Consider the following 25,175-nt stretch of genomic DNA (forward strand, 5'->3'; position numbering starts at 1 on the left):
GATGACGGACCTGGCTCCCCGCTGGCCGCACGCGCGGCGCGCGTGTGTCGCGCTCGCGTTCGACCTCGACGGCCCGACCGGCGACGCGATGCTGAACGGATCGATCTGGCGCAACCCCGCGTATTTCACGCTCGGCAGCTACGGGCCGTGGCGCGCGCTCGGCCGGCTGCTCGACGTGCTCGCGTCGTTCGACCTGCCCGCGACGTTCTTCGTACCCGCATGGATCGCGCGGACGTGGCCCGCGCAATGCGCGGCAATCGTCGAGCGCGGCCACGAGATCGGTTATCACGGTTACCGGCACGAAGCGTTCTGGACGCTCGAACCCGCGCGGCAGCGCGAGATCATGGCACAGTCGGCCGACGTCTTCGCGCGCACGCTCGGGGTGCGGCCGGTCGGATTCCGCACGCCGTCCGGCGACTGGAGCGCGGCGACGCTGGGCGTGCTGCGCGAAGCCGGGGTGCGCTATTCGAGCTCGATGCGCGGCGACGACCGTCCGTACCTGCTGCCCGGCGCCGACGGCGAGCCGCCGCTCGTCGAGATTCCCGGCCGCTGGGAGACCGACGATTACGCGTCGCTCGCGTATCACCGCAACCCCGACTATCCGGCCGGACTTGACCGGATCGCCGGCTACGATGCGACGCTCGACAACTGGACACGCGAATTCGACGGCGTCTACCGCGAAGGGCTATGCCTGACGACCCTGCTGCATCCGAAAGTCTGCGGCAAGCCGGGGCGCCTCGCGTTACTCGAAGCGTGGTTCGAACACATGCGCGCGCAGGACGGCGTCTGGTTCGCGCGCTGTCGTGACGTGGCCGACTGGTGGCTCGCGCAGCACGCGCACGGCAGGCAATCGACGCAATCGACGCAACGGAGCAGCCCGTGACGACACTTCCAGCCTGGCCGGGCGGCGCGCGCTGCGCGGTCGCGATCACGGTCGATTTCAACGACATACACGGCATCGAGACGCGCGAGCCGCGCATCGTCGGCCGCGAGAAATCGCTGTCGGCATGGCGCTACGGCGCGACGCGCGGCGTCGATCGGCTGCTCGCGGCCTTCGACGAATTCAGCGTGCCGACGAGCTGGTTCGTGCCCGGCCGCGTCGCGCAAACGCATGGCGCTGCCGTGCGCGCGATCGCGGCCGCCGGGCATGAGCTCGGCGTGAGCGGCTATCGCTGCGAAGACTTCGACGTGCTGCCGCTCGCCGCGCAGATCGACGCGTGCCGTATCGGGCGCACGGCGCTCGCGGACACGATCGGCCGCGACGTGGAAGGGTTTCGCTCGTTCACCGGCAACTGGGCCGACGGCTTCGCGGACTGGCTCGTCGCGGAAGGCTTCACGTGGTCGTCGTCGTGGCGCGGCGACGATCTGCCGTACGTGCATCCGCGCGGCGAGGATCGCGCGGACGGCGCCCGGCTCGTCGAGCTGCCGCTGCACTACGAGCTCGAGGACGAGCCGTACTTCGAGTTCAACCTGTCGCCCCCCGTACCGGCCGGCCAGCCGCGTATCGCCGCGTACCGCGACGTGCTCGACAACTGGCGGCGCGACGTCGACGGGTTTCGCCGCTTCGGGCTCTGCTGCGTGCTGCGCCTGCATCCGGAGATCATCGGCACCGCGGGGCGCGTCGACTTGCTGCGCGCGTTGCTTGCGCATCTGCGTGACGCGGGCGACGTCTGGTTCGCGACCGGGCGCGACATCGCACGCTGGTGGCGTGCCCGGGTGCCCGTCAATCCGCCGGGCCATCCGGTCGACGTATTCGCGCATTGCGTGGCGCAGGCGTCGGCGCGATGAAGACGGTGACGCAAACGCGCGCCACGCGGCTTGCGACGTTCGTCGCGCAGACGGCCGCCGACGCAATGCCGGACGACGTGGTCTCGAAAGCGAAGCGTCATGTGCTCGACACGTTCGGGGCGGCGCTGGCCGGTACGTTCGCCGTCGAGACCTGCAGTGCGCGGGCGCTGACCGGCACGGTCGCGCATGGCGGCGCGACGCTGTGGGGCACCCGGCGGGCCGCGGGCGCGCGCGATGCGGCGTTCGTGAACGGGATCGCCGCACACGCGCTCGAGCTCGACGATTCCGGCGGCTGCGATCATTCGGGCGCGGTCGTGCTGCCGGCCGTGCTGGCCGCGCTGTCGTGCGCGGGCCGCCCGGTGGCCGGCCGGGAATGCGTGGCGGCGGTCGTGCTCGGCTACGACGTCGGCCGGCGCGTGCTCGAGGCGGCCGGCGGGTACTCCGCCCACAACGGTGCCGGCTGGCACTCGACGCTCAGTTGCGGCGTGTTCGGCGCGGCGGCAGCGAGCGCGCGCGTGTTCGGACTCGACGCCGCGCGCATGCGCGACGCGCTCGGCCATGCGGCGAGTTTCTCCGGCGGCTTGTGGGGCTTCATCCACGACGGTTCGCAGACGAAGCGGCTGCATGCCGGGCGGGCGGCGGAGGGCGGCGTGCTCGCGGCGCTGCTCGCGCGCGAAGGCGTGAGCGGCCCCGCGCAGGTGTTCGACGACGTGTGGGGCGGCTTCTTCAGCGCGTTCGCCGCGCAATCGCAGGTGCCCGACGCATTGACCGACGGCCTCGGCGCGCACTGGAAGGTGATGCGCTGCTCGATCAAGCCGCACGCGTCGTGCCGCAGCGCGCACGCCGCGGTCGACGCGGCGCTGCAGCTTGCGGACGGGCGCACCTTCGAAGCCGGCGAGATCGAGCGGGTGGTCGTGCGCGCGAGTGCATTCGTCGCCCGGATGTGCGGCGGCCGCGACCTGTCGACGCTGTCGTCGGCGCAGATGAGCCTCGCGTACGCGGTGGCAGCGGCCCTTGCGTTCGGCGACACGGGAATCGACGCTTATCGCGATGACAGGCGCACCGATGCGCGCATCACGGCGCTGCTCGCACGCATCGCGATCGAGGTCGATCCGGCGCTCGGCGATCTCGACGAGCCGACCGTGATCCTGCATCGCGCGGACGGACGGCGGGAATCGCGTCACGTGCCGATCGCGCTCGGCGACCCGCGCAATCCGCTGTCCGACGCGGCGCTGCTGGCGAAGTTTCGGGCGCTGGCCGGCATGGCGCTCGAGCAGCGTGCGCAGATCGATGCGTTGAGCGAAACGTGCCTGTCGTTGGAGCGGTTGACGGACGCGCGGGTGTTGAACGCGTTGCTCGCGACGGACGGCGGCGCTTCGGTTGACACGCCGAAATCATCTCCGTCATCGAAGGCATTGCATTCCAGACCAACATCCCGTCGCTGACACGGCGGCCGGCCGTTCTCGAACCGAGATCCGCCTACTTCAAGTCCCGCGCCACACGAAACCCGTTTGCCGAATAACGTACGCTGCTGTCGTACTTGAAGCGTGTCGAAACGGGCATGTAGCCTGCACCATCCCGCCACGAGCCGCCGCGGATGACGCGGACCTGGCAATTCGGCTCGTCCCATGAGCGGCCGTCGGCAGGCGCATTCCTGTACGAGTTGTGCCAGCAATCGCTGACCCATTCCCATACGCTGCCGCCCATGTCGTAGAAGCCGAGCGGATTGGCCGCGAACGAGCCGACGTTGTCCGGTGCGTCGGCATGCCACGGCTGACCGCAGTCCTTGCAGTTGGCGTTGCCCGGGCGCATCTCGTTGCCCCACCAGTAGCGCGTCGCGGTGCCGCCCCGGGCCGCGAATTCCCATTCGGCCTCGGTCGGCAGCCGGTAAGACTTGCCGCTGATTTTCGACAGCCACTTGACGTACAGTTGCGCATCGTCCCAACTCAGGTCGCGCACCGGCGCGTTCGCCGCCGTGTTGCTGTCGTTGGGCAGGCGCGGGCAGGCGCCCGCGTCGCGGCACGCGTTCCACTGCGCAACGGTCACGCCGTACTTCGCCAGCGCAAAAGAATGATCGAGCGTCACGCGATGCGCAGGCTTTTCCGACGGATCGCCCGAATTGCTGCCCATCGTGAAAGCCCCCGGACTGACCGCCAGCATGGCCGGGCAGGCAGGGCAATCGTGGATTTCATTGGCGGCCGTCGCGCCGCCTTTCTGCGGCGGTGCCGACGGGGCCGCCGCGGCAGGGGGCGGCGGCGCTTTCGGCGTCGAGCCGGACGTGTGCGCGGGCTGCGCCGGCGCAGGTGCCGGAGCCGGAGCCGGAGCCGGAGCCGGAGCCGAAACGGCGGCGGGGGCCGGCGCGGCGCTCGCCGTCTGCGCGGGCGCGGAGGCCGCGGGCGCCTTGGGCGCGGCCGCGCGCAGTCGTGCGAGACGAGCCTGCGCCAACTGCGCGAAGCGGCCGTTCGGGTAGGTCTTCAGATAGGCTTCGTAGTCGCCCGCCTCCTTGCTGTCCTTGATCGATTCCCAGAACGTGATTTCGTACTGTTCGGCGCTGTCTTTCGGCATCACGCCGCGGCTATCGAGCGCCACGACGCCGACGTCGGCCAGCACGTCGGATCGTTGCGCCGTGGCGCCGCCGGCATGCGCGTCGCCGGTTCCAGCGCGACGCGCCCCGGTGAACGCCAACGTCGCTGCCGCACCGGACAGGGAAGACGCGATCCACGGCGTCTGCCGATGCCCGGTGGCGCGTTCGACCATCGCGCCGGCACGGTCGAAGACCTGTGCGATCCCGAGCCCCGGCACCGCGAGCGTCTGCAGCAGCGCTGCCGTGTAGACACCATGCGCGGTACCGTCGGCGGCGCCTGCGCCGGGCGCTGCCGCGTATGCGACGAGCGTGTGCGGCGGCGGCTCGCGGGCCGCCACGTGGCCGGCACCGGGAGGCGCGATCAGACAGGAATCCAGAATGATCAGATCAATCCGGTCGCCGCGCGGCCGCGACGTCGCATCGAACACGGTTTGCAGGTCGATACCCGTTCGCGACAGGCCGGCCGGCGCGCCGACGTCGGCATCGACCGGCGCGAGCCATGTCGTTGCGCCGACGCTGGCGCCGTGGCCCGCGAAATAGACCAGCCCGGTGCCGCCGGCCGCGCCGTGGCGTTCGAACGCGGCAAGCCCGTCGAGCATCTGCTGCCGGGTCGCATTGCGCAACGTGATGACGTCGAAGCCGAGCGCGCGCAGCGCGTCGCTCATTGCATCGGCGTCATGAACGGGATTGGCGAGCGGATGATCGCGATAGGCGCCGTTGCCGATCACGAGCGCGACGCGCCGCGGTTCGACTGACGGGGCGCGCGCGGACGCCGACGGCGGTGCGGGAAAAGCATGCATGTCCTCGCCGGAGCACGTGCTCGATGCCACCGAGATCGACGCAAGCAGGCATGCGGGCAGGAGTATTCGCCACATGTTGAGCCCCCCAGGGTGCGCCGTCGGACCCGATGCCGAAGGCGGAGCGCAGCCATTGCCGGGTGTTCGGTCGCGGCGAGCGCAATGCCGGCTTGCGGCAGGCACGGGCGCGGCCGGGACACATTCAAGATAGCACGTGCGCCTGGCGGCGATCACCGGATCCACCCGCGGGTCTTGCAAAAAACGGACATACGGATCCGCGCATCGCGGCCGGCCCGTTACCCTGGAACATCGTTATGTGCCTTCCTGTCGATTACGTCCTAAGCTGTTAGACACGCTCCACTGTCCGACGCCGCGCGCCGCCATCCACGCGAGGAGCAACACGATGCGAAGAAGGGCTACCTTGTTGGCTTTGGCCGCCACCGTCCTGGCGCCGAGGATCGCGTTCGCCGCCGGGCGTACGACTTCGCCGCCCGGCGCCGAGGCCTACATCATCTGGCCGTCCGACGGCGCAACGATCACGGGCGGCAAGTTCTGGGTGCGCATGGGCCTGCGCAACATGGGCATCTGCCCGAAAGGCATCGAGCGGCCCAACGTGGGCCACCATCATCTGCTCATCGATACCGATCTCCCGCCGCTGGACCAGCCGATACCGTCGGACCGGAATCACCTCCATTACGGTGCCGGTCAAACCGAGGCGCGCATCGAGCTGCCACCCGGCAAGCACACGCTGCAGCTGCTGATGGGCGACCACGACCACGTGCCGCACGATCCGCCGGTGTACTCGAAGAAGATCACGATCACGGTCAAGTAGCGCGCCATGCCGCGCCTGCCGCCCGAACCGGGAATTGCCGCCATGAACAAGCTCATCCTCTTCGCCGTTGCCGTGACGCTGCTATGGACGGGGGCGGCGACCGCAGAGACCGGCACGCATCCCCCGAAGGCCGTCGTCTACATCGGCTGGCCCAACGATGGCCAGGTGATGCCGGCCGGACGTCCGTTCCGCGTGTGGTTCGGCTTGCGCGACATGGGTGTCGCGCCGTCGCACGTGCAGTTTCCGAACACGGGCCACCATCACCTGCTGGTCGATACGGACCTGCCGCCGATGGACCAGCCGATTCCGTCCGACCGCAATCACCTGCATTTCGGCGCGGGCGAGACCGAGACCACGCTGGAGCTTCCGCCGGGCAAGCACACGCTGCAACTTCTGATGGGCGACGCCAACCACGTGCCGCACAATCCGCCCGTCTACTCGAAGAAAATCACGATCTACGTGAAGTGACGTCGCGCACGCCGATCGGCGATCGCTGACGTACGCGCGCTCGCGCTCACGCGAGCAGGTGAGCAGCCCGGCGCCGGACGGCGACGCGGCCGCCCGATGCGCCAAGTGTCGGCGCACACCCGACATCCCGAGCCCGAACTGTCTGCGACGCCCCATCACGCACCGTTGATCCCGGTGCCGCGCACACGTCGCTCCAATTCCCGTCTTCGTGACCCGGACCCGCGCCAGCAAGCCTGCCGGCGCGATTGCCGCCGCCCCCGCGAGCGGCTGGCACGCCCCATGCGAGATGAGACGCGAGCGTGCCACGCTGCAGCATCGACACCAACACTTCCGCCGATCCCGCATCGTCGCCGCGTTCCGCCCAAGGAGTCGATCGTGAACACCTGCCTGTCGCCGACTGCCACGCGCAACTGCCGCGGCCTCATGCGTTCGCTGGCCCGCATCGCCGGTTCCGCCGGCGCATGCGCGGCGTTGCTGTCCGGCTGCATGGACCTGAACGTGCCCGTCTACCAGCGCCCCGAGATGCCGGCAAAGACCACCTGGGCGCATGCGCGCGGGCCGGTATCCGCGTCGGACGCGGTCAACGCCGAGTGGTGGAAGAGCTTCGACGATCCGACGCTCGACGCGCTCATCGACAAGGCCATCGCGGGCAACGTCGATATCAAGGTGCTGGCGGCGCGCATCGGCGTGGCCGGCGCGCAGGTCGGCGAAGTCCAGGCGGGCGCGCTGCCGAGCGCCGATCTCGGCGCGGGCGTGGACTTCGAGAAGAACACGCATCAGACGCTGTCGAAGTCCTACAACCTCGGCAGCCAGGTGAACTGGGAGATCGACATCTGGGGCAAGGTCGAGAAAGGCGTGCAGGCGCAGAAGGCCGAATACCGCGCGACCGAGGCCGACTGGCGCGCCGGCTACCTGACGCTCGTCGCCGACGTGTCGAGCACGTATTTCCGGATCCTCCAGTTCGACGACCAGATCGAGCAGGAACAGCGCACGCTCGACAAGAACCGGAAGATCCTCGCGATCTACCAGTCGATGCTGGCGAACGGCATCGCGCCGCAGACCGAAGTGCTGCGGCAGAGCGCGGAGATCAACGGGCTGGCGAACGAACTGATCGAACTGCACCGCTCGCGCGACACGGCCGAGAACGCGCTCGCGACGCTGCTGGGCGTGCCGGCCGGCGAATTCAGGATGCCTGCCGGCCATCTCCGGCAGCGCGTCAAGCTGCCGGACGTGCCGATGGGGCTGCCCGCGCAACTGCTGGCGCGCCGGCCGGATGTCGTCGCCGCGCAGTACCGCGTGCTCGAATCGTATGACGAAGTGGGCGCGGCGAAGTTGGCGCAGCTGCCGTCGATCAGCCTGACCGGGCGTGGCGGCACCGCGGCGTTCGCGCTGTCGGATCTCTTCAAGGCCTTCACGTTCAGCTTCCTGCCGAGCATCAACCTGCCGATGTTCGACCCGGGCGTGCGCGCGCACATCAAGACGACCGAGGCGCAGACCAAGGTCGCCGAGCAGCAGTACCGGCAGACCGTGTTTACCGCGTTCAAGGAGGTGGAAAATGCACTCGTCGATCTCGACGCGCACAAGCAGCAGCGCATACAGCTTCAGCAGCAGAGCGCGCGTCTGCGCACCGTCGCAGCGCAGGTCGAGGCGCAGCTCAAGGAAGGGCTCGTCTCGCAACTCGAGGTGCTCGAATCGGAGCGTTCGGTGGCATCCGCGGAACTCGCGCTGCTCGCCAATCATCAGCAGATTCTGAGCGACACGGTCACGCTCTACAAGGCGATCGGCGGCGGCTGGCGCGCGGTCGAAATCTCGAATGCAGGCAGCGAGCCGACCGGCCACGCGCTGCAATGAACACGCCAGCCCTGCGCAGCCGCGCGATCGGCGCCAGCCGATTGACTACCGCCATCCGTCGCCTAAACTTTTTTCACGATCGTGCCGCCACGTGCGTTGGCGGTGCGGCTTCACTCAGGTGGTTCGAAAGCGCGTCGCGTTGCCTGCGCCGCGTCTCCATTGGCGGGCGCATGTCGATCGTTGGCCGAATCATGGTTCCAGACGCCGCTTCGATTGCCGAGAAACACGCCGCGCTCGACCGGCAGTTCGACATCGTGCTCAAGCCGGTTTCGCATCCGGAGCTGAGCGAGATCCGGATCGACCACGCGCTGTTCGCCGTCGGGCGCACCAACACGCCATTCGCGTCCGCGAGGCCCGAACTGGTGGCCGACCTGTCGCGCCGCCATGCGCGCATCTTCTTCGAAGGCAGCGCGGCCTACGTCGCCGATCTCGGCAGCAAGAACGGCACGGCCGTCAACGGTGTCGAGGTCGGCGACAAGCCGCACCTGCTGCGCGACGGCGACGAACTGCGCTTCGCCGGCGCGCTGGCGTACCGCGCCGCGTTCGTGCCGCGCGCGACGCATCGGCCGGCGCGGCCGGCCGTCGTCACGCTGGCGCCGGAGCGCGGCGATCTCGGCCTGCAACCGGTCATCATTACCGCCTTCCCGTTCCTCGTGAGCAAGACCGACGATACGTTCGCCTGCTACCGGAACGCGTATCCGCATCAGGTCAACTACCTGTCGCGGCGTCATGCGCACATCTACGTGCAGGACGGCGAGGTCTTCGTGGAAGACCTCGGCAGCACGAACGGCACGTTCGTCGACGGCCGGCGCCTCGACGAGCATGCGGTGCCGCTCGGCGACGGCGCGCTGCTCGCGTTCGGCGGCGATCATTTCGTCTATCGCGTCGGGGTGCAGCGCGAGCCGGGGCCGGACTCCACCGTGACGGCCGCATCGTTGCCCGGCGCCGCCGCGCATGCGGCCGCCGCGGACCCCGACCGGACCACCTTCGTCGATACCGCGCATTCGTTCCTCGACATCTTCTGCACGGTGCCGGCCGTTCAGCCGGACGACGAGGTCAACCCGCACGCCGCGCATGGCGCCGCCGAAACCGCGCATGACGCGCGCCGCCGGCGCGGCAGGATCGAAGTCTTCCTGTCGGAGCTGAGCGAGGCGTTCGGCGGCAGCGGGCACGTCAACCTGCGCCGGCTCGGCGGGTGGAGCGGCGCACTGCTCGCGGCGGTCGGCCTGCTGGTCGCGACGCTGTATTTCCAGGACGCGCCGCTGCGCGAGATGCACGCGCTGCTGGCGCGCGGCGACGCCGCGCAGGCGGCGCAACTCGCCGACCGCCATCTGGCCAGCCATCCCGACGACCCGGCGTTCGTCGCGCTGGGCACCGAGGCGCTCGTCCGGTCGAAAGTGCCGGACTGGATCGCCGCGATGAACGCGCGCGCCTTCGACCGCGCCCGTGCCGTCGTGCAGGACATGCGCACGCTGGCGCGCCACAACGCCGACGCGCGCCCGCTCGTCGACGAAGTCGCGTGGATCGGCGAGCTGCAGGCGTTCGTCGCCGGGCGCGGCGGGGCGGAAGCGCCGATCCGCATCTATCGCGACGAAGCGCCGATCAAGGCGCTGACCGGCCGCTGGAACGACGACCCGGGTGCGCATCAGCGGCTGCTCGACCGGATTTCGTCATACGTTCCCGCGTTTGGCGTGCTGTATGCCGACGCGCTCAGTCAGCTGCGCCGGCTGCAAAGCGACAACTCCGTCTACGTGGCCGCGCTCGAGCGGCTGCAGCGCGCGATCGCGTCGGCGCTCGACGACGACCGGCTCGACGGTCTCCCGGCGCTGCTCGCCGACGACGAGCAGCGCTATCCGCGCCTCGGCGGCCTCGACGCGGTGCGGGCCGACCTGCAGCAGTACCTGCAGTTCGAGAGCGACGCGCGGGCCGGCCACGGGCCGGCCGTACTCGATCGCCTCAGGCAGTTCCGCTTCGCGACGCCGCAATTCGCCGCCCATGTCGCGACGCTGGAGCGGCTCGCTTCGTCGGGAGGGCGCAGTGAAGCTCGATAGTCTGCTCAAGCGCGCGCGCCAGGCGCCGCCGCCGGAGCCGCCACGCTCGCTGGGCGAGGCGCTGGAGGATCACAGCGTCGAAGGGATCGCGATCCTGACGGCGCGGCCGTGGCGGCTCACGCAGGCGACCATCATCGCGATGGTCGGGCTCGTCGTGTGCGCGCTGCTGTGGTCGTTCGTCGGCCGCGCCGACGTCATCGTGACGGCGCAGGGCGCGCTCGCGCCGGAGTCCGAGGTGCGCCGCATCTACGCGCCCGTCGACGGCGAGCTGGTGGACATCTACATCGCCGAAGGCCAGCCGGTCGAAAAGAACGACGTGATCGGCCGGATCAACGCGCGCGGCGCGATCGAGGCGGCGACCAACGCGCTCGATGCGCGCCTCAAGCTCGACGACGCGGAGCGCGAATGGAAGCAGTTTCCGGACAAGAAGCAGCTGATGGAGCGCAAGGCCGACGCGCTGAAGCAACAGATCGAGGTCGAGGAGCACCTGCACCAGAACCGCATTGCCGAAGGCACCAGCAAGCTCGCGCAATCGCAGCACGCGCAGATCGACGAAGCGCGCAGCAATATCGACAACGCCCGCCACGCACTCGATCTCGCGAAGGACGAACAGGACAAGTACGCGCGCCTGTTCGCGCTGCCGGGCGGCGGCGGCGTGTCGCAGAGCCAGGTGGAACAGAAACGCAGCGCCTACCTGCAGGCCCAGGACAGCTACCGCGTCGCGCAGGCGCGGCTCACGCAGCTCGAGGCGCAGCAGAGCCACGAGTTCGCGCAGGCGAAGGCGCAACTCGAAGGCAGCGGCGAGACGCTCGCCGGGCTGCGCATCCAGTACGACGCGACCGTGCGCGACATCGCGAACACCGAGGAGAAGCTGCGTCTGCAGGTGCAGACGGCGCGCCTCGCCGCGGATGCCGCCGCGCGGATCCGCTTCGAGAACATCGACAAGGACAATTTCCTGCTCGTGCTGGCGCCCGTATCCGGCGTGATCACCGATGTGACCACGACGCAGCCCGGCGACAAGATCCTCGCCAACACGCCGCTCGGCAGCATCGCGCCGTCGGATGCGCGGCCGGTGGTGAAGGTCGCGATCGCGGAGCAGGACCGCGCGTTCCTTCACGAGGGCCTGCCCGTGAAGCTCAAGTTCAATGCGTTTCCGTATCAACGCTATGGCGTGATCGACGGCACGCTCGAATACATTTCGCCGGCGACGAAGCCGCAGGCGCAGACGAAGGAACCCGTCTACGAGGGCAGGGTGGCGCTCGTGCGCAACGCGTACACGATTGCCGGCACGACCTACCCGCTGCGCTACGGCATGACGGCCACGGCGGAAATCGTGGTGCGCGAGCGCCGCCTGATCGGGTTCGCGCTGGACCCGTTCAGGCAGATCGCGGGCTGACGGGCGCCGCCACGGCGCAGTGGAACGCAGGCAAGCGGTGAGGCGAGGCACCGGCGGCGCATCACGGCGAACCGCCGCTGACAGGGATCAAGGGGAACGAGATGACGGCAATAGTGCGTATCGACGACGAGGTGATCGGCACCGACGACTTCATCCGCGTGCTGAAGCTCAGCGGGCAGTTCGAGGGCCTCGTCGAACAGCAGGTTCGCGACCGGCTGACGGTGATCGCGGCGAGGAAGATGGGCATGCAGGTCACGCCGGAAGAGATCCAGGAGCGTGCCGACCAGTTTCGCCGCGTGCGCGGGCTGCACCGCGCCGCGGACATGAACCGCTACCTGGACGTGTTCGGCGTCAGTCTCGACGAGTTCGAGCGCTTCATCACCGATACGCTGTACCAGGAAAAGACGCTCGACACGGTGTGCAGCGATGCGGCCGTCGACGCGTACTTCAAGCTCAATTCGCCGAAGTTCGACAGCATCGAGGTCAGTCACATCGTGCTCGATTCGGAAGGCAAGGCGCGCGAGATGATGGCGATCCTCGAGGACGACCCGAGCTGCTTCGGCGACATGGCGCGCGAGCATTCGATCGCCGACACGAGCGAGCGCGGCGGCGTGATCGGCAAGGTGCTGCGCGGCTCGCTGAAGACGGATATCGAGGCCAAGGTGTTCAACGCGCACGTGGGCGATCTGCTCGGGCCGTTCGCGGCGCCCGACGGCGCGTTCTTCGAGATCTTCTCGGTGACCGCGAAACACCCGGCCGCGCTCGACGCCGACGTCGCGTCGGAGGTGCGCCGCCTGCTGCGCGAGGAGTGGCTCGCCGAGCGCGCGCAGGAACACATCATCGAGGCACGCTGATCACGGAGAACCGCATCGATGGACGCACAAGCCCCCGCCCCGGCCAGCACCCCGTCGCTCGCGGCGTTTCTCGCGTCGGTGGAGCCGCTGTCGCTCTTCTCGCACGACGAACTCGATCGCATGGCCGCCCATGCGCAGGTGCGCACCTATGGGTTCGGCGACACCGTCTGCAATCGCGGCGACCTCGCCGAGGGCCTGTATGTGCTGCGCAGCGGGTCCGTGCGCCTGATCGCCGACGAGCGCGGCAAGGAAACCAGCGTCGGCGTGCGCAAGGAACGCGAGGTGTTCGGCGAAATGGCGATGCTGCGCGAATACTGGCACGAGGTGTCGGTGCGCGCGTCGACGAAGACCGAGGTGCTGTGCATCCCGCGCAGCGCGATCGAACCGATCGTGCGCGACAACCCGGCCGCGCAGTCGTTCGTGACGAGCTATGTCGCGATCAGCTCGGCCGGCGGTTTCGTGACGCGGCTGTTCGACCTGCGCGGCAAGCTGACGCGCGCCGAGCTCGAGGAATACGTGTCGAGCGTCGGCGTGAAGCGCGTGCCGGCCGGCAAGGAGATCGTCCGGCAGGGCCCGGGCGGCGACCTGCGGCTGTACGTCGTGCGCCAGGGCGAGGTCAGCGTCTCGTGCCGCGAGGACGGCAACGACTATCCGCTCGCGACGCTCGGCGCGGGCGAGATCTTCGGCGAGCGCGCGTGCCTGCTGCGGCAGGAGCAGGCGGCGACCGTCACCGCCGTCACCGATACGCGCCTGCTCGTCATTCCGGAAAAGACCGTGCACTTCATGCTCGAGCGCAACCCGAAATTACGCGAGGTGCTCGAGGAGCGCATCCGCTTCGTCGACCAGGAACTGCAGCGGCAGAAGAAGCTCGCCGAACGGCGCCGCCATCCGCTGCAGATCGACATCGGCGCCGACGCCGCGTTCGGCGAGCGCATGATCAAGCGTTTCGTGCTGGTCGAGCAGGCGGAGGAAATGGATTGCGGGGCCGCGTGCCTCGCGATGATCTGCCGTCACTACGGCGTCGCGATGACGCTCGGCAAGCTGCGCGATCTGGCGAACGTGACGACCCAGGGCGCGACGCTCGACAGCCTCGCGCGCACCGGCGAGGCGGTCGGCTTCGCGACGCGCGGCGTGCAGTGCACGTACGAGGCGCTGCTCGGGTTCGACCTGCCGTTCATCGTGCACTGGGAGGGCTACCACTACGTCGTCGTGTACGGCGTGTCGAAGTCGTGGGTGCGCATCGCCGATCCGGCGCTCGGCTTCAGGAAGCTGAGCGTCGAGACGTTCGAGCGCGGCTGGAGCGGCACCTGCCTGCTGTTTACCGCGAGCGGGCCGGCCGCGGCGCCGGCCGAGTCGCGCTCGCCCTGGGTGCGCTTCATCGGCTATCTGCGCCCTTACCGGAAGATCCTCGCGCACCTGTTCCTCGCGACGTTCGTGATCCAGATGCTGGGCGTCATACCGCCGCTCATCATCCAGAACATCCTCGACGGGGTCGTCGTGCACCAGAACGTGAGCCTGCTGCACCTGCTGATCGCCGGGCTCGTCGTTTCGCACGTGTTCACCCAGTTGATGACCACGATCCGCGCGCATCTCTCCAACTTCATGGTGCGCAGCCTCGACTTCGCGATGATGTCGCAGTTCTACAAACACACGATGTCGCTGCCGTATTCGTTCTTCGCGCGCCGCAAGAGCGGGGACGTGTTCGCGCGCTTCCAGGAAAACCAGACGATCCGGGCGTTCCTGACGGAGTCCACCGTGACCACCGCGCTCAATCTGCTGATGATCTTCATCTACTTCACGATCATGTTCCTCTACAACGTGAAGATGACGCTGGTGCTGATCGCGTTCGTGATCCCGATCATGGCGCTCACCGCGCTCGCGACGCCGAAGCTGAAAGGCTATGCGCGCGAGGTGTTCGCCGCGTCCACCGATGCGAAGTCGCTGCTGATGGAGACGCTCGGCGGCGTCGAGACCGTGAAGGGCATGGGCATCGAGCGCTCGGTACGGCTGAAGTGGGAGCGCAAGTATGCGAAGGCGCTCGACGTCCAGTACCGCGCGCAGGCATTCAACATCCTGGTCGCGCTGGGCAGCCAGCTGCTGAATGCGGCGACCACCATCGTGATCCTGTGGGTCGGCGCGAACCTCGTGCTCGCCCATGAACTCAGCATCGGGCAACTGATCGCCTTCAATGCGTTCATGGGCAGCGTGCTGGCGCCGCTGATGGGGCTCGTCGGCATGTGGAGCCTGATGAACGACGCGGCGGTGGCGATGGAACGGCTCGGCGACGTCCTCGACCTCGAACCCGAGCAGCAGCCGTCCGGACTGGCCTCGCGCGTGCTGCTGCCCGACCTGCAGGGCGACATCGGCTTCGAGGGCGTGTATTTCCGCTACGGCGGCAACGAAACGCCTTACGTGCTCGAGAACATCAACTGCACGATCAAGCGCGGCGAGATGGTGGCCATCGTCGGGCGCAGCGGTTCGGGGAAAACCACGCTGGCGAAGCTGCTGGTGGGATTCTATGCGCCCACGGACGGCAAGATCGTGGTCGACGGATACGACATGAGCGCGATCGACAAGGCGTACTACCGCCAGCAGATCGGCTATGTGATGCAGTCCAATCTGGTGTTTTCCGGCTCGATTGCCGAGAACATCGCCTGCGGCGACACGAGCCCCGACTGGCGCCGCATGGAGGAGGTCGCCCGGATGGCCGACGCGCACGCCTTCATCAGCAAATTGCCGCTCGGCTACGAGCAGGTGGTGGGCGAGCGCGGCGTGGGCCTGTCGGGCGGCCAGATCCAGCGGCTCTGCATCGCGCGCGCGCTGTATCACGACCCGCGCCTGCTCGTGTTCGACGAGGCGACGTCGTCGCTCGACACGCAGTCGGAGAGCAACATCCTCGCGAACATGCACGAGATTCTGCAAGGGCGCACGGCGGTGATCATCGCGCACCGGCTCAGCACCATCATGCGGGCCGACAAGATCCTCGTGCTGTACGAAGGCGCGATCGTCGAACAGGGCTCGCACGACGAGCTGGTCGCCCTTCAGGGCATGTATTACCAGCTCGTGCAGAAACAGCTGGGCGCATCATGAAACTCTTCGACCCGCACGGATTCGGCAACTCCGCGGTCTCGTATGCCGGCCTGCTCGAGAAGATCGAGATCCTGCGCTCGATGCTGCGCTGGGCGCCCAAGCTCGAGCGTGTCGACATCGAGAAGCTGCTCAATCAGGCGAACGTGCTGCGCGACGAAGTCATGCAGATGTCGCGCAAGGAGCGCTTCGTCGAGGCCGCCGTGGCCGCGCCGCAGGCGTCCGACGCAGCCGATTCGGCCGACGCGCCGGAGGCGCCCGCGCCCGCGGTGCAACGACGGCGGCAGGCGTTGATCGAGCGCAGCTTCATTTTCGAGGGCATTTTCGGCGACAACCCCAAGCTGCTCGCCGCGCTCGAAATCGCCGAGAAGGCCGCGCCGACCGATCTGCCGGTGCTGATCGACGGCGAGAGCGGGACCGGCAAGGAGCTGATGGCGAAAGTCATCCACGCGAACGGGGCGCGCGCCGACCGGCCCTACATCTCGGTGAACTGCGGCGCGATTCCCGACAACCTGCTCGAATCCGAGCTGTTCGGCCATCGGCGCGGCGCGTTCACCGGCGCGTCGAACGATCGCAAGGGCAAGTTCGAGAGCGCGCACACCGGCACGATCTTCCTCGACGAAATCGGCGAATTGCCGCTGTCGGGCCAGGTCAAGCTGCTGCGCGTGCTGGAATCGCACGAGATCCAGCGGGTCGGCTCGGACGAGCCGATCAGCGTCGACACGCGCATCGTCGCCGCCACTAACAAGAACTTGCGGCAATTGAGCGAGCAGGGGCTCTTTCGCGAGGACCTGTTCTATCGCCTGAGCGTCATTCATCTGACCTTGCCCGCGCTGCGCGAGCGTCGCGACGAAATCCCGCTCTTGCTCGCGTACTTCGGCGACGAGGCGGCAGGGGCGCTGAAGCGCAGGCCACTCAAGACGACGCCGAAGCTGCGCGACTTCCTGCTGACGTACGCGTATCCGGGCAACATCCGCGAACTGCGCAACCTCGTCTACCGTCTGTCGTGCCTGGCCGGCGAGGTCGCGGATATCGAGCACCTGCCCGAGGACATCCGGCCGAAAACCGGGTCGGCCGCCGTTCGCGCGATCGATGACGGCGCGTCGGGCAGGCCGATGTCGCTCAGCGACGCGAAGCGTGCGGCAAGCGACGAGGCGGAGCGTGCGTTTCTCGAACGCGGGTTGCAGGAGACCGGCGGCACCGTGGCCGAACTGGCGCGCCGTTGCGAGATGAACCGGTCGCACCTGCAGATGCTGCTCAAGAAGCACGGCATCCGTTCGAAAGCGTTCCGTCATCAGGACCCCGCGACGCCCGACAAGGACGCGTAGGCGTCGCGCGATCGTTCAGCGTCGCACGGAAGGATTGGCGAGCGTTCGGTCCGACGCATCGGGATCGGACGCGCGGATCACGACCGCGGTGACGTTGTCCCGGCCGCCCGCGCGCAACGCGAGGGCGACGAGCTCGTCCGTTGCGCGCGCGCAATCGCCGCAGGCGAGGGCGGCCGAGATGTCGGCTTCGTCGAGCTCGTTGCTCAGGCCGTCGCTGCACAGCAGAAACATGTCGCCGTCGCATACGTCGATGCGTCGTTCGTCGAGCTGCAGCTGCTCGGCGGCGCCGACCGCGCGCGTGATCACGTGCTGCGACGGGTGATGGCGCGCCTGCTGTGCGCTCAGGTGGCCCTGCGCCTGCAGTTCCGCGACGTGGCTGTGATCGAGCGTGAGCTGCGTCAGGCGCGCGTCGCGGTACAGGTAGATCCGGCTGTCGCCGGCCCACAGCCAGCCGCATTGGCGGCCGCTCGCCAGCAGCACCGCCACCGTGCTGCCGATCATGCGCACGCCGCGCCGGGCGGCCGATTCGCGCAATTGCGCGTTGACGGCATCGAGCGCGGTACGCGCCGCCGCGATGAAGTCCGCCAGCGTGGCCGGGGCGGCCAGCCGATCCAGCGCCTGCACGATCATCCGGCTCGCGAGGTCGCCGGCCGAATGTCCGCCCATGCCGTCCGCAACGGCCCACAGGCCACGGTGCGGCAACGCGAGGCAATCGTCTTCGTTGATCTCGCGAACCCGGCCCACGTCGGTGCGTGACGCCGAAGTCCATTGCAGTTCTGCGCTCACGGCGCGCCATTCCTTTTCGTTCAGGGCGGGTTCATGCCGATCAGGGCTTGTGAACGCGCGTTGCCGGCCGGCTTGAAACCGGCGCTAGACGAGCCGGTTCCTGCCGTCCGCGCCGACCCCGACCACGATGTTCGCGCCAGGCGCCGAGTTCGCGACGTCGATGTTCTGGATCTGGTTGAGAACCTGGTTCGCGTAGAACGTGTTGTACGTCTGATAGAGGTTGACGACCGGCCCGAACGCAGGCGCCGGCGGCGTGTAGGGCTGGATCCAGCCGAATACCCACGGCGCGCCTGCGCCGCGGATGAACGACATCGTCTTGCGGTCGATGTCGCGCTGCATGTGAAGGTCGGTAATTGCGAGCGTGGTCATGATGCATCTCCGAATGGGGCTTGCCGACGAACCGGGTACCCGATACGTGCAAACCTCGTGCCATGCGTGACACGACCCGCGTGCGTGGCCCGGGCGCGGGCGTCGATCCGCCCGGGCGCCACGCGCGGCAAGGCAAGGCGCGATCGACACGCGTTGCTTGCATCCTAGTGCGTCGCGGCCTCGTCCCGCAATGGTTGTACGCGAGCCAACAGTCGGGGCCACGAACGTGGTCGCGAAACCGACACCTGCTCCGGCACATGCAGACGGCGGTCGGGCGCGCCAACTGGTGCTGCCGCACCAACAAAATCCCCGGCAAACGGTTGGCCGCGCGGCGACAGCGCGGTGCGCGGTTCGCCGGGCGTTTCCCGCCAGGCCTTGCACGGCGGGCGCCGCGACGAGTGGCACGCTTGATGCAGGTTAGTTGGCAACCGGCTGACCCATGAGCAACACGGGCGGCCGCCAACCTGCAGACGGAGCCCGTCATGGAACGCGACCTTCAACCAGTGAACAGCATTGCGGACGCAAGCGCGCAGGCAGCTTCGCTGTCCGGCGGCGTCGATGCACTGCCGCTCGGCGCGCACCTGGTTTCCGATCGCGGCGCCTACAGCCATCACGGCATCTACGTCGGCGACGGGCGCGTCGTCCACTACGCGGGGCTGTGCACGTCGCTGCATCGCGGCCCGATCGAGGAAGTCACGCTCGAACGCTTCGCCGCCGGTCACGCGGTGCGCGTCGTGCCGCATCCGTACGCCGTCTATGCGGGACGCACCGCAGTGCTGCGCGCGCGCTCGCGTCTGGGCGAAAACCGCTATCGCCTGCTCACGAACAACTGCGAGCACTTCTGCACGTGGTGCGTGGAAGGGACGGGCCACAGCGAGCAGGTTCGCACCTGCGTCATGCATCCGCGGACGGCCGTCCGGTTCGCGCTGTCCGTCTGCCGCGCGCTGCTCGCGGCGCGGCGCGCGGGCGGACGAGGTGCCGTGGCCGCCATCGCCGCCGCATGAGCGACGTCCCGGCGCGTTCGACATCGTCATCAGGGGGCTCAAATGAACGGAACCGAATCCTCGCTGCGCATGCAGGTCGACAAGTGGCTCGCGCCGAGCGCGCGCGTGCCGGCGCGCATCGTGCGCTTCAGCCGCCTGCCGGTGCAACGGCGGCGCTTCGTCTGCGTCGAGGCCGTGCATCCGGCCGGCACGATCGCGATCTTCTTCTTTCGTCACGACGACGGCTCGTGGTGCGTGTTCCCGCCGGCCGATCGGCGGCCCGCGATGATGTCGCAGGCGGCCTGACCGTGCGTGCGCGGCCGGATGGTGTGCTGTCAGCGCAACAGGGTCGGGCGCGCCGGGGACGCCGCCGCTTCGGCCGCCGGTGCATGTTTCAGTGCAGCCCCGCGGGCGTCGGTGTGCAGATAGGGGAAAGGCTGCGGCGCGAGCATCGTCTGATGCGCACGGACCCGCGCGCCACCGCTGATGGCGGCCATCGCCTGGCGGTCGAGGTCGACGCTTTCGGGAAGATCGTTGATGACGAGCACGCCCATGGTTGACTCCGCGAAATCGGATGGAAGAGGGGCAGCCATGCAGCATCGTGCGATGTGCCGACGTACCGGGAATCTGTCCAGTATAGGTTCGCCGCACGACCGCGCGCGCTGGAAAATCGACCGGGCAGCGCGGGCGCGCGTGGACGGCGAAAACCGGAAGCCGGTTCGCGATCGATCGACGTGAATTCTAGTTCCGGCACCGATTGCACAGGGCGTGACCGCAGACTAGTATGATTTGTTAGACGTCCTGTCAGAAGGCCTGCGGCCGGTGCGGCGCGCAACCGAATTCGTCTGATGATGACGTGGCAGCGTGCGCAGGTTCGATGGTGTCCGGTGCATCAACGACATGTCGCGCTGCACGGGTACGTCGTGGACGGTCCTTGCCCTGGCGGCGCCGCGGAACGCCGAAGCGGGTCGGCAAGCTGAAGCTGAGTAGACGGCATACGAATGATGAGCTTTGCGCAGCTGATTCAGACATTCCAGAGCGGGACGCTGTCGCAGGAAGCGTTCTTCTCGGAGATCGACCGTGTGCTGGCGACCGATCAGGTCGATTGCGCGCGGTTGCGCGAAGTGCTCGACCAGACGCAAACCACGCAGCCGTTGTCGGACGATATCTATGCGGAAGTGCTGAAACGACTCGAGCGGTGTCGCGACAGAACGGCATCCGCGGGCGACGCGACCCGGATCCAGGAGAGCCCGCTTCGGCCGGACGCGCGTCCGGGCATCGCGCCCGGGCCGTCGGGCGACGCACTGTCCGTCGACGGCGAGCGCGTGAAAGGCATCGGCGATACGCTGAACGGGCGCTTCGTGCTGGAGGAGTGCCTGGGCGTCGGCGGCATGGGTACCGTGTACAAGGCGCTCGACCTGCGCAAGCTGGAGGCGTCGGATCGCAAGCCGCACATCGCGATCAAGGTGCTCAATGTGCAGTTTCGCGGCCAGCCGACCTCGCTGATCGCGCTTCAGCGTGAGGCCCGCAAGGCGCAGACGCTCGCTCATCGCAACATCGTCACCGTCTACGACTTCGATCGCGACGGTCCGCTCGTCTACCTCACGATGGAGTATCTGTCGGGCCGGCCGCTCAGCAAGGTGCTGCGCGCGCCGGACTTCAAGGGCATGCCGCTCGATGCCGCGTTGCCGATCATCGCCGGCATGGGCCAGGCGCTCGCCTACGCGCACGAGCGCGGCTTCGTTCACTGCGATTTCAAGCCCGCCAACGTGTTCCTGACCGACCGCGGTGAGGTGAAGGTGATCGACTTCGGGATTGCGCGCGCATTCCAGCGGCGCGACGAGGATCCCGACGTGACCGTGTTCGACCCGGCGAGCCTCGGCGGCATCACGCCGGCCTATGCGAGCCCGGAGATGTTCGAGCATCTCGAGCCGGATCCGCGCGACGACGTCTACGCGCTCGCCTGCGTCACCTACGAATTGCTGACCGGGCACCATCCGTTCAATCGGCTGTCGGCCACCCAGGCGCGTCACGACCACTTGCGGCCCGAGCGTCATCCCGGTCTCGATCGCCCGCAATGGCGAACCTTGAGCGCCGCGTTGTCGTTCGACCGTGCGGCGCGCACGCCCAGCGTCAACCAGTTCCTGGAAGGCATGGGCGTGCTCAAGCCACCCGCCCGGGCATCGGGCGTACGCGTGGGGGTGGCCGTGGGCGCTTGCACGGCGGCGGCGATCGCCGTGCTCTGGTACGGCTACCAGGCGCTTTCGCGCAGCGGTGACGGGCGCCCTGCAACGGATACGGTTGCGCACGCGACTGCCGGCGGCGGGAATGGCGCGACGGCGAGCGCCGGTGCCGGCAGCGCGCCCGCGGCCGCCGCGAACGCCGTGCCCGCTGCTGCCAGCGCGCCGCCGCCGGCAGCACCGGCACCGACACCCGCACCGGCGATCTCGCTGGCGGCCGTGACGGCTGCGCTGGCGCGCGTACCGTGTTCGGCGCTGGTTGCGTCGGTGCAGGATCGCGTGCTGCAGGTGCGCGGTTATACGGAAGCCGGTGTCGGCATCGGCCGCGTGCGCAGCGCACTCGGCGGCCTGGCGGGCGGGCAGGCGGCGAGGCTCGACGTGCGTCCGGTCGATGCCCGCGATTGCGAGGTCGTGAGCGCGCTGGCCCCGTACTGGCGATCGAATCAGGCATCGTCACACGCCGCGTCGCTCCGTACGCGAGCGCCGGACGCGCATCTCGCGGAAGGCAGCCCGCTCGTCATCGACATCACGACACCCGGTTACGAGTCGTACGTGAACGTCGATTACTACGTGCTGAACGGCAGCGTCGTGCATCTCGTGCCGAGCAGCCGCGAACGCGACAACCAGGCGCCGCCGAATTACGCCGCGACGATCGGCAGCATGGGCGAGTGGGTGATCGGCCCGCCGTTCGGCACCGAGATGATCGTGCTCCTCGTCACGCCCGCGCCGCTGTTCGACGGGTTACGGCCTTCATCCGAACCGCGCGCCGCCTATCTCGCGGCAATCGAGCGGCAATTGAAGCTGTTCGAGGCCAAATACGGCGAGGGGCGCATTGCCGCCGATTTCATCCAGATCACGACGCATGCCAACGGCCACTGATCGGGCCGATGCGCCGGTCAGCGGCCCAGCGCTTGCGCCGCCTGGTGAATGGCGCGGCGGATGCGGGGAAACGTGCCGCACCGGCATGCGATGTTCTTCATGGCTTCGTCGATCTGGTGGTCGTCGGGGCGAGGGCAGCGCATCAGCAGCGCCGTGGCGGCAATCAGCTGGGCGCTCTGGCAATAGCCGCATTGCACGACGTCGACGGCAATCCACGCGTTCTTCAGCGCCCGCGCTTCGACGCCGTCCAGCCCTTCGATGGTGGTGATGCGCGCGCCGTTCAGCGTACCGACCGGCAGCTGGCAGGCGGGCACGGCCTGATCGTTCAGGAGCACCGTGCACGCACCGCAGACGCCGACACCGCAGCCGAACTTCGTGCCGGTCAGCTTCCGTTCGCACCGAATCACCCAGAGCAGCGGCGTGTCGGGCTCGGTATCGAGGTCAGCGGTTTCCCCGTTGATACGGACTGACACCATCGGTCGTCTCCTTGCCCGGGCGGGCTCGGCTTGATGAGCGGCAGCGTGCGATGACGCACACCCGTGAGCGCATACAGCGCATTCGCCACGGCCGCCGCGATCGGCGGCGTGCCCGCTTCGCCGACACCGTGCGGCTCGGTCCCGCCGGCCAGGACTTGCGTGACGATCTCGGGGCAAGTCTCCATGTTGACCAGCGGATAGCTGTCGAAATACTGCTGCGCGACTTGCCCGTTCTCGATCGTGATCGCCTGCTCCAGCGCGGCCGACAATCCGAAGATGATCCCGCTCTCCATCTGCTGCTCGACCAGGTTCGGATTCACGGCCAGCCCGCAGTCGATCACGCAGAACACGCGCGTCACGCGAAAGCCGTCACCGTCCTGCCGGACTTCGGCGACTTGCGCGACCACGCTGCCGAACGATTCGTGCATCGCCACGCCGCGTGCGCGCCGCGCGCCGGTCTCGTCACGCCACGCGAGCGGCGAACGCCAGCCGGATAGCGCGACGAGCGCCCGCAACACGGCCACGTGGCGCTGATGCGCCGGCTGCTTCAGCATGTCGAGGCGAAACTGGATCGGGTCCTTGCGTGCCAGCACCGCCATCTCGTCGATGAAGCTCTCGACGAAGAATGCCTGATGCGAGTGTCCGACGGAGCGCCAATAGCCAACCGGAACCGGGAGCGTCACCGTATTGTGCTGGACGAGAATGTTCGCGCATTCATAGGGCAGGTCGAATGCGCCTTCCGCCGTGGTGGCGTCGGGCAGCCATTTCGCGGCGAGGCCCGGCATGCCGAAGGTGCGCGGCATCGCCTGCGCGCTGATCGACTGGCTTGCCGACACGCCTTTCCAGGCAACCAGCCTGCCGCTCGCATCGATGGCGCCGCTGTATCTCGCCACGCAGGCCGGGCGGTAGAAGTCGTGCGTCATGTCCTGCGGGCGCGACCAGATCGTCTGGACGGGCCGCCCCTTCGCATGAAGCGCGATGGCGGCCGCCTGCGTGATGAAGTCGACTTCGAGCCGCCTGCCGAAGGCCCCGCCGATCAATTGCTGGTTCACGACCACCTTGTCTTCGTCCAGGCCCAGCAGCGCCGCGACTGCCCGGCGTGCCACCATCGGAACCTGCGTGCCGCACCAGATCGTTGCCGCGTCGTCGTCGACCCGCACCGTGCAATTCATCGGTTCCAGCGGCCCGTGAGCCAGGTACGGCACTTCGTACTGCGCGACGAACGGCTTCGCGCGGCCCAGCGCCGCATCGGCGTCGCCGGCGGCGTAGAACACGTGGCGCCCGTCGTCACCGTCGAGGGCGCGCGTCAATGCCGCGCGGACGTCCGCGGTATTCACGCCCGCAGCCGGCCCGTGATCCCATGTGACCGGCAACCCGCACAACGTCCGCATGGCGATGAAGGGATTGTCGGCAATGACGGCAACGCCTCCCGTTCCGCCGTGGTATGGCGCGATCGTGAAGACGCCGGTCACGCCCTTCAGGCCGGCGACCGTGGACCGGTTGACCGCCAGCGCCGTTCCGCCGAGTGTCGGGCACATCGTGACGCTCGCGTACAGGAGCTTGTCCGGAAGCACGTCGATGCCATAGCGCGCGCTGCCGTCGAGCTTCGCGTGCGCCTCGATGCGGCCCAGCCGTTTCCCGACCAGCGTGAACGTCTTCGGGTCCTTCAGAGCGACATGTGCCGGGCGCGGCACGTCCCGCGCGCGCTCGACAAGTTCGCCGTACGTCGCCGAGCGCCCCGACCGATGCAGCACCACGCCGGCTTTCGTCTCGCATTCGGCGACGGGCACCTGCCAAAGCTGCGCCGCGGCGCTGCGCAACATGATGCGGGCCGTGGCGCCCGCTTCGCGCATGGGCCCCCACAGATCGATCATGTTCGTCGATCCGCCCGTTACCATCGAACCCAGATAGCGTGCGCCGTGGCGCACCACGGCCGCCGCGCCGCGCGCGAGCAGGCTGTCGTCATCGGGACGAAACGGCAGGCCGTCGGCCAGTGATTCGCGGTCCTTGTAGATCGTGTCGAGCGGGGACATGACGATGCGCACGCGCGACCAGTCCGCATCCAGCTCTTCGGCCAGCAACATGGCCGCGCCGGTATGTATCCCCTGGCCCATTTCGGATTTGCTCATGACGATCGTCACGTCGTTAGCGGAACTGATCATCACCCAGCCGTTCAGCGGCACATCGACGCGCGACATCGCCAGCTGCGCGGGTATGGCCAGCCGGTCGTCGCGGCGCCACCACGCCCAGCCGATCACCAGCGTGCCCGCCACGCCCGCACTGCCCAGCACGAAGGTTCTGCGCGTCAACATGAGGTGGCCGCCGACATGTGTTGATCGAGTCACGGCGCCGCCGGCGAATCACGCCACGCGCCTCCGGCATTCAATGTTTCGAACACAATCCGAC

General features: G+C 68.4%; 20 protein-coding genes and 1 pseudogene. 14 read left to right on the forward strand and 7 right to left on the reverse strand.

The window, feature by feature from the left end:
- Position 1: 1 nt before the first annotated feature.
- From U4Z31_RS05890 to U4Z31_RS05900, 3 genes are read left to right on the forward strand one after another with little or no spacing between them, the layout of a single operon-like run.
- Positions 2-883, forward strand: coding sequence for a polysaccharide deacetylase (locus U4Z31_RS05890; RefSeq protein ID WP_321809712.1), 882 nt, complete (start codon positions 2-4; stop codon positions 881-883).
- Positions 880-1,788: a polysaccharide deacetylase family protein gene (locus tag U4Z31_RS05895; protein ID WP_321809713.1), complete on the forward strand. Its 909-nt coding sequence runs from the start codon at positions 880-882 to the stop codon at positions 1,786-1,788. The genes U4Z31_RS05890 and U4Z31_RS05895 overlap by 4 nt, the downstream gene beginning before the upstream one ends.
- Positions 1,785-3,233 carry an MmgE/PrpD family protein gene (locus U4Z31_RS05900; RefSeq protein WP_321809714.1) on the forward strand — a complete coding sequence of 483 codons (1,449 nt, stop codon included), beginning with the start codon at positions 1,785-1,787 and terminating at the stop codon, positions 3,231-3,233. The genes U4Z31_RS05895 and U4Z31_RS05900 overlap by 4 nt, the downstream gene beginning before the upstream one ends.
- Before the next feature lie 34 nt (positions 3,234-3,267).
- Here the strand turns inward: U4Z31_RS05900 and U4Z31_RS37150 are convergent, their stop codons facing one another.
- Together U4Z31_RS37150 and U4Z31_RS37155 are read right to left on the reverse strand one after the other, a co-directional pair.
- On the reverse strand, positions 3,268-4,545 hold the full coding sequence (locus tag U4Z31_RS37150; protein WP_415750272.1) for a formylglycine-generating enzyme family protein: 1,278 nt from the start codon (positions 4,543-4,545) through the stop codon (positions 3,268-3,270).
- Positions 4,546-4,548: 3 nt separating this feature from the next.
- Positions 4,549-5,247, reverse strand: a pseudogene (locus tag U4Z31_RS37155) (caspase family protein); the annotation flags it as partial.
- 325 nt (positions 5,248-5,572) lie between these two features.
- Between U4Z31_RS37155 and U4Z31_RS05910 the strand changes: the two are divergent.
- The 8 genes from U4Z31_RS05910 to U4Z31_RS05945 all read left to right on the forward strand — a co-directional run bounded on the left by U4Z31_RS05910 (position 5,573) and on the right by U4Z31_RS05945 (position 17,036).
- Positions 5,573-6,001 (forward strand): DUF4399 domain-containing protein, encoded by a 429-nt coding sequence (locus U4Z31_RS05910; RefSeq protein WP_124485919.1) that lies wholly within the window; start codon positions 5,573-5,575, stop codon positions 5,999-6,001.
- A gap of 42 nt (positions 6,002-6,043) precedes the next feature.
- The gene (locus U4Z31_RS05915) at positions 6,044-6,469 is read left to right on the forward strand and encodes a DUF4399 domain-containing protein (protein ID WP_124485920.1); all 426 of its coding nucleotides are present in this window, start codon (positions 6,044-6,046) and stop codon (positions 6,467-6,469) included.
- A 423-nt stretch (positions 6,470-6,892) separates the two neighbouring features.
- Positions 6,893-8,320 carry an efflux transporter outer membrane subunit gene (locus U4Z31_RS05920; protein ID WP_321797628.1) on the forward strand — a complete coding sequence of 476 codons (1,428 nt, stop codon included), beginning with the start codon at positions 6,893-6,895 and terminating at the stop codon, positions 8,318-8,320.
- A gap of 191 nt (positions 8,321-8,511) precedes the next feature.
- Positions 8,512-10,371 (forward strand): FHA domain-containing protein, encoded by a 1,860-nt coding sequence (locus U4Z31_RS05925; RefSeq protein ID WP_321809716.1) that lies wholly within the window; start codon positions 8,512-8,514, stop codon positions 10,369-10,371.
- Positions 10,358-11,767 carry an HlyD family efflux transporter periplasmic adaptor subunit gene (locus U4Z31_RS05930; protein WP_124485922.1) on the forward strand — a complete coding sequence of 470 codons (1,410 nt, stop codon included), beginning with the start codon at positions 10,358-10,360 and terminating at the stop codon, positions 11,765-11,767. The genes U4Z31_RS05925 and U4Z31_RS05930 overlap by 14 nt, the downstream gene beginning before the upstream one ends.
- Before the next feature lie 101 nt (positions 11,768-11,868).
- Positions 11,869-12,621, forward strand: a complete 753-nt coding sequence (locus U4Z31_RS05935) for a peptidylprolyl isomerase (RefSeq protein WP_044846561.1) — start codon at positions 11,869-11,871, stop codon at positions 12,619-12,621.
- An 18-nt stretch (positions 12,622-12,639) separates the two neighbouring features.
- Positions 12,640-15,711 carry a peptidase domain-containing ABC transporter gene (locus tag U4Z31_RS05940; protein ID WP_321809717.1) on the forward strand — a complete coding sequence of 1,024 codons (3,072 nt, stop codon included), beginning with the start codon at positions 12,640-12,642 and terminating at the stop codon, positions 15,709-15,711.
- Positions 15,708-17,036 carry a sigma-54 dependent transcriptional regulator gene (locus U4Z31_RS05945; protein ID WP_321809718.1) on the forward strand — a complete coding sequence of 443 codons (1,329 nt, stop codon included), beginning with the start codon at positions 15,708-15,710 and terminating at the stop codon, positions 17,034-17,036. The genes U4Z31_RS05940 and U4Z31_RS05945 overlap by 4 nt, the downstream gene beginning before the upstream one ends.
- Positions 17,037-17,051: 15 nt before the next feature.
- Here the strand turns inward: U4Z31_RS05945 and U4Z31_RS05950 are convergent, their stop codons facing one another.
- Complete coding sequence (locus tag U4Z31_RS05950; protein WP_044846564.1) at positions 17,052-17,822, reverse strand: PP2C family protein-serine/threonine phosphatase; 771 nt, start codon at positions 17,820-17,822, stop codon at positions 17,052-17,054.
- Positions 17,823-17,906: 84 nt separating this feature from the next.
- Positions 17,907-18,191 carry a hypothetical protein gene (locus tag U4Z31_RS05955; protein ID WP_044846565.1) on the reverse strand — a complete coding sequence of 95 codons (285 nt, stop codon included), beginning with the start codon at positions 18,189-18,191 and terminating at the stop codon, positions 17,907-17,909.
- A 482-nt stretch (positions 18,192-18,673) separates the two neighbouring features.
- Here U4Z31_RS05955 and U4Z31_RS05960 point away from each other — a divergent pair, with 482 nt between their 5' ends.
- Both U4Z31_RS05960 and U4Z31_RS05965 read left to right on the forward strand, forming a co-directional pair.
- Positions 18,674-19,195 (forward strand): lecithin retinol acyltransferase family protein, encoded by a 522-nt coding sequence (locus tag U4Z31_RS05960; protein WP_321809719.1) that lies wholly within the window; start codon positions 18,674-18,676, stop codon positions 19,193-19,195.
- A 42-nt stretch (positions 19,196-19,237) separates the two neighbouring features.
- Entirely contained in the window at positions 19,238-19,480 is a 243-nt protein-coding gene (locus tag U4Z31_RS05965) for a hypothetical protein (RefSeq protein WP_321797171.1), read from the forward strand.
- A gap of 29 nt (positions 19,481-19,509) precedes the next feature.
- Here the strand turns inward: U4Z31_RS05965 and U4Z31_RS05970 are convergent, their stop codons facing one another.
- Positions 19,510-19,728 (reverse strand): hypothetical protein, encoded by a 219-nt coding sequence (locus U4Z31_RS05970; RefSeq protein WP_124645719.1) that lies wholly within the window; start codon positions 19,726-19,728, stop codon positions 19,510-19,512.
- 447 nt (positions 19,729-20,175) lie between these two features.
- Between U4Z31_RS05970 and U4Z31_RS05975 the strand changes: the two genes are divergently transcribed.
- Positions 20,176-22,293, forward strand: coding sequence for a serine/threonine protein kinase (locus tag U4Z31_RS05975; protein WP_321809720.1), 2,118 nt, complete (start codon positions 20,176-20,178; stop codon positions 22,291-22,293).
- Positions 22,294-22,310: 17 nt separating this feature from the next.
- Here U4Z31_RS05975 and U4Z31_RS05980 read toward each other — a convergent pair whose 3' ends face one another.
- Positions 22,311-22,769, reverse strand: a complete 459-nt coding sequence (locus U4Z31_RS05980; RefSeq protein ID WP_044848690.1) for a (2Fe-2S)-binding protein — start codon at positions 22,767-22,769, stop codon at positions 22,311-22,313.
- Entirely contained in the window at positions 22,697-25,081 is a 2,385-nt protein-coding gene (locus tag U4Z31_RS05985; protein WP_321809721.1) for a xanthine dehydrogenase family protein molybdopterin-binding subunit, read from the reverse strand. Before U4Z31_RS05985 ends, U4Z31_RS05980 begins: the two co-directional genes overlap by 73 nt.
- Positions 25,082-25,175: the final 94 nt, after the last annotated feature.

This window comes from Burkholderia sp. BCC1985 (genome assembly GCF_905339915.1).
Classification (GTDB): Bacteria; Pseudomonadota; Gammaproteobacteria; order Burkholderiales; family Burkholderiaceae; genus Burkholderia.

Coding starts and splice junctions, on each gene's coding strand:
- U4Z31_RS05890 (WP_321809712.1), top strand. CDS start 2: ATGACGGACCTGGCTCCCCGCTGGCCGCACGCGCGGCGCGCGTGTGTC.
- U4Z31_RS05900 (WP_321809714.1), top strand. CDS start 1,785: ATGAAGACGGTGACGCAAACGCGCGCCACGCGGCTTGCGACGTTCGTC.
- U4Z31_RS37150 (WP_415750272.1), bottom strand. CDS start 4,545: ATGGTCGAACGCGCCACCGGGCATCGGCAGACGCCGTGGATCGCGTCT.
- U4Z31_RS05910 (WP_124485919.1), top strand. CDS start 5,573: ATGCGAAGAAGGGCTACCTTGTTGGCTTTGGCCGCCACCGTCCTGGCG.
- U4Z31_RS05915 (WP_124485920.1), top strand. CDS start 6,044: ATGAACAAGCTCATCCTCTTCGCCGTTGCCGTGACGCTGCTATGGACG.
- U4Z31_RS05920 (WP_321797628.1), top strand. CDS start 6,893: ATGCGTTCGCTGGCCCGCATCGCCGGTTCCGCCGGCGCATGCGCGGCG.
- U4Z31_RS05925 (WP_321809716.1), top strand. CDS start 8,512: ATGGTTCCAGACGCCGCTTCGATTGCCGAGAAACACGCCGCGCTCGAC.
- U4Z31_RS05935 (WP_044846561.1), top strand. CDS start 11,869: ATGACGGCAATAGTGCGTATCGACGACGAGGTGATCGGCACCGACGAC.
- U4Z31_RS05940 (WP_321809717.1), top strand. CDS start 12,640: ATGGACGCACAAGCCCCCGCCCCGGCCAGCACCCCGTCGCTCGCGGCG.
- U4Z31_RS05945 (WP_321809718.1), top strand. CDS start 15,708: ATGAAACTCTTCGACCCGCACGGATTCGGCAACTCCGCGGTCTCGTAT.
- U4Z31_RS05955 (WP_044846565.1), bottom strand. CDS start 18,191: ATGACCACGCTCGCAATTACCGACCTTCACATGCAGCGCGACATCGAC.
- U4Z31_RS05960 (WP_321809719.1), top strand. CDS start 18,674: ATGGAACGCGACCTTCAACCAGTGAACAGCATTGCGGACGCAAGCGCG.
- U4Z31_RS05965 (WP_321797171.1), top strand. CDS start 19,238: ATGAACGGAACCGAATCCTCGCTGCGCATGCAGGTCGACAAGTGGCTC.
- U4Z31_RS05970 (WP_124645719.1), bottom strand. CDS start 19,728: ATGGGCGTGCTCGTCATCAACGATCTTCCCGAAAGCGTCGACCTCGAC.
- U4Z31_RS05975 (WP_321809720.1), top strand. CDS start 20,176: ATGATGAGCTTTGCGCAGCTGATTCAGACATTCCAGAGCGGGACGCTG.
- U4Z31_RS05980 (WP_044848690.1), bottom strand. CDS start 22,769: ATGGTGTCAGTCCGTATCAACGGGGAAACCGCTGACCTCGATACCGAG.
- U4Z31_RS05985 (WP_321809721.1), bottom strand. CDS start 25,081: ATGTTGACGCGCAGAACCTTCGTGCTGGGCAGTGCGGGCGTGGCGGGC.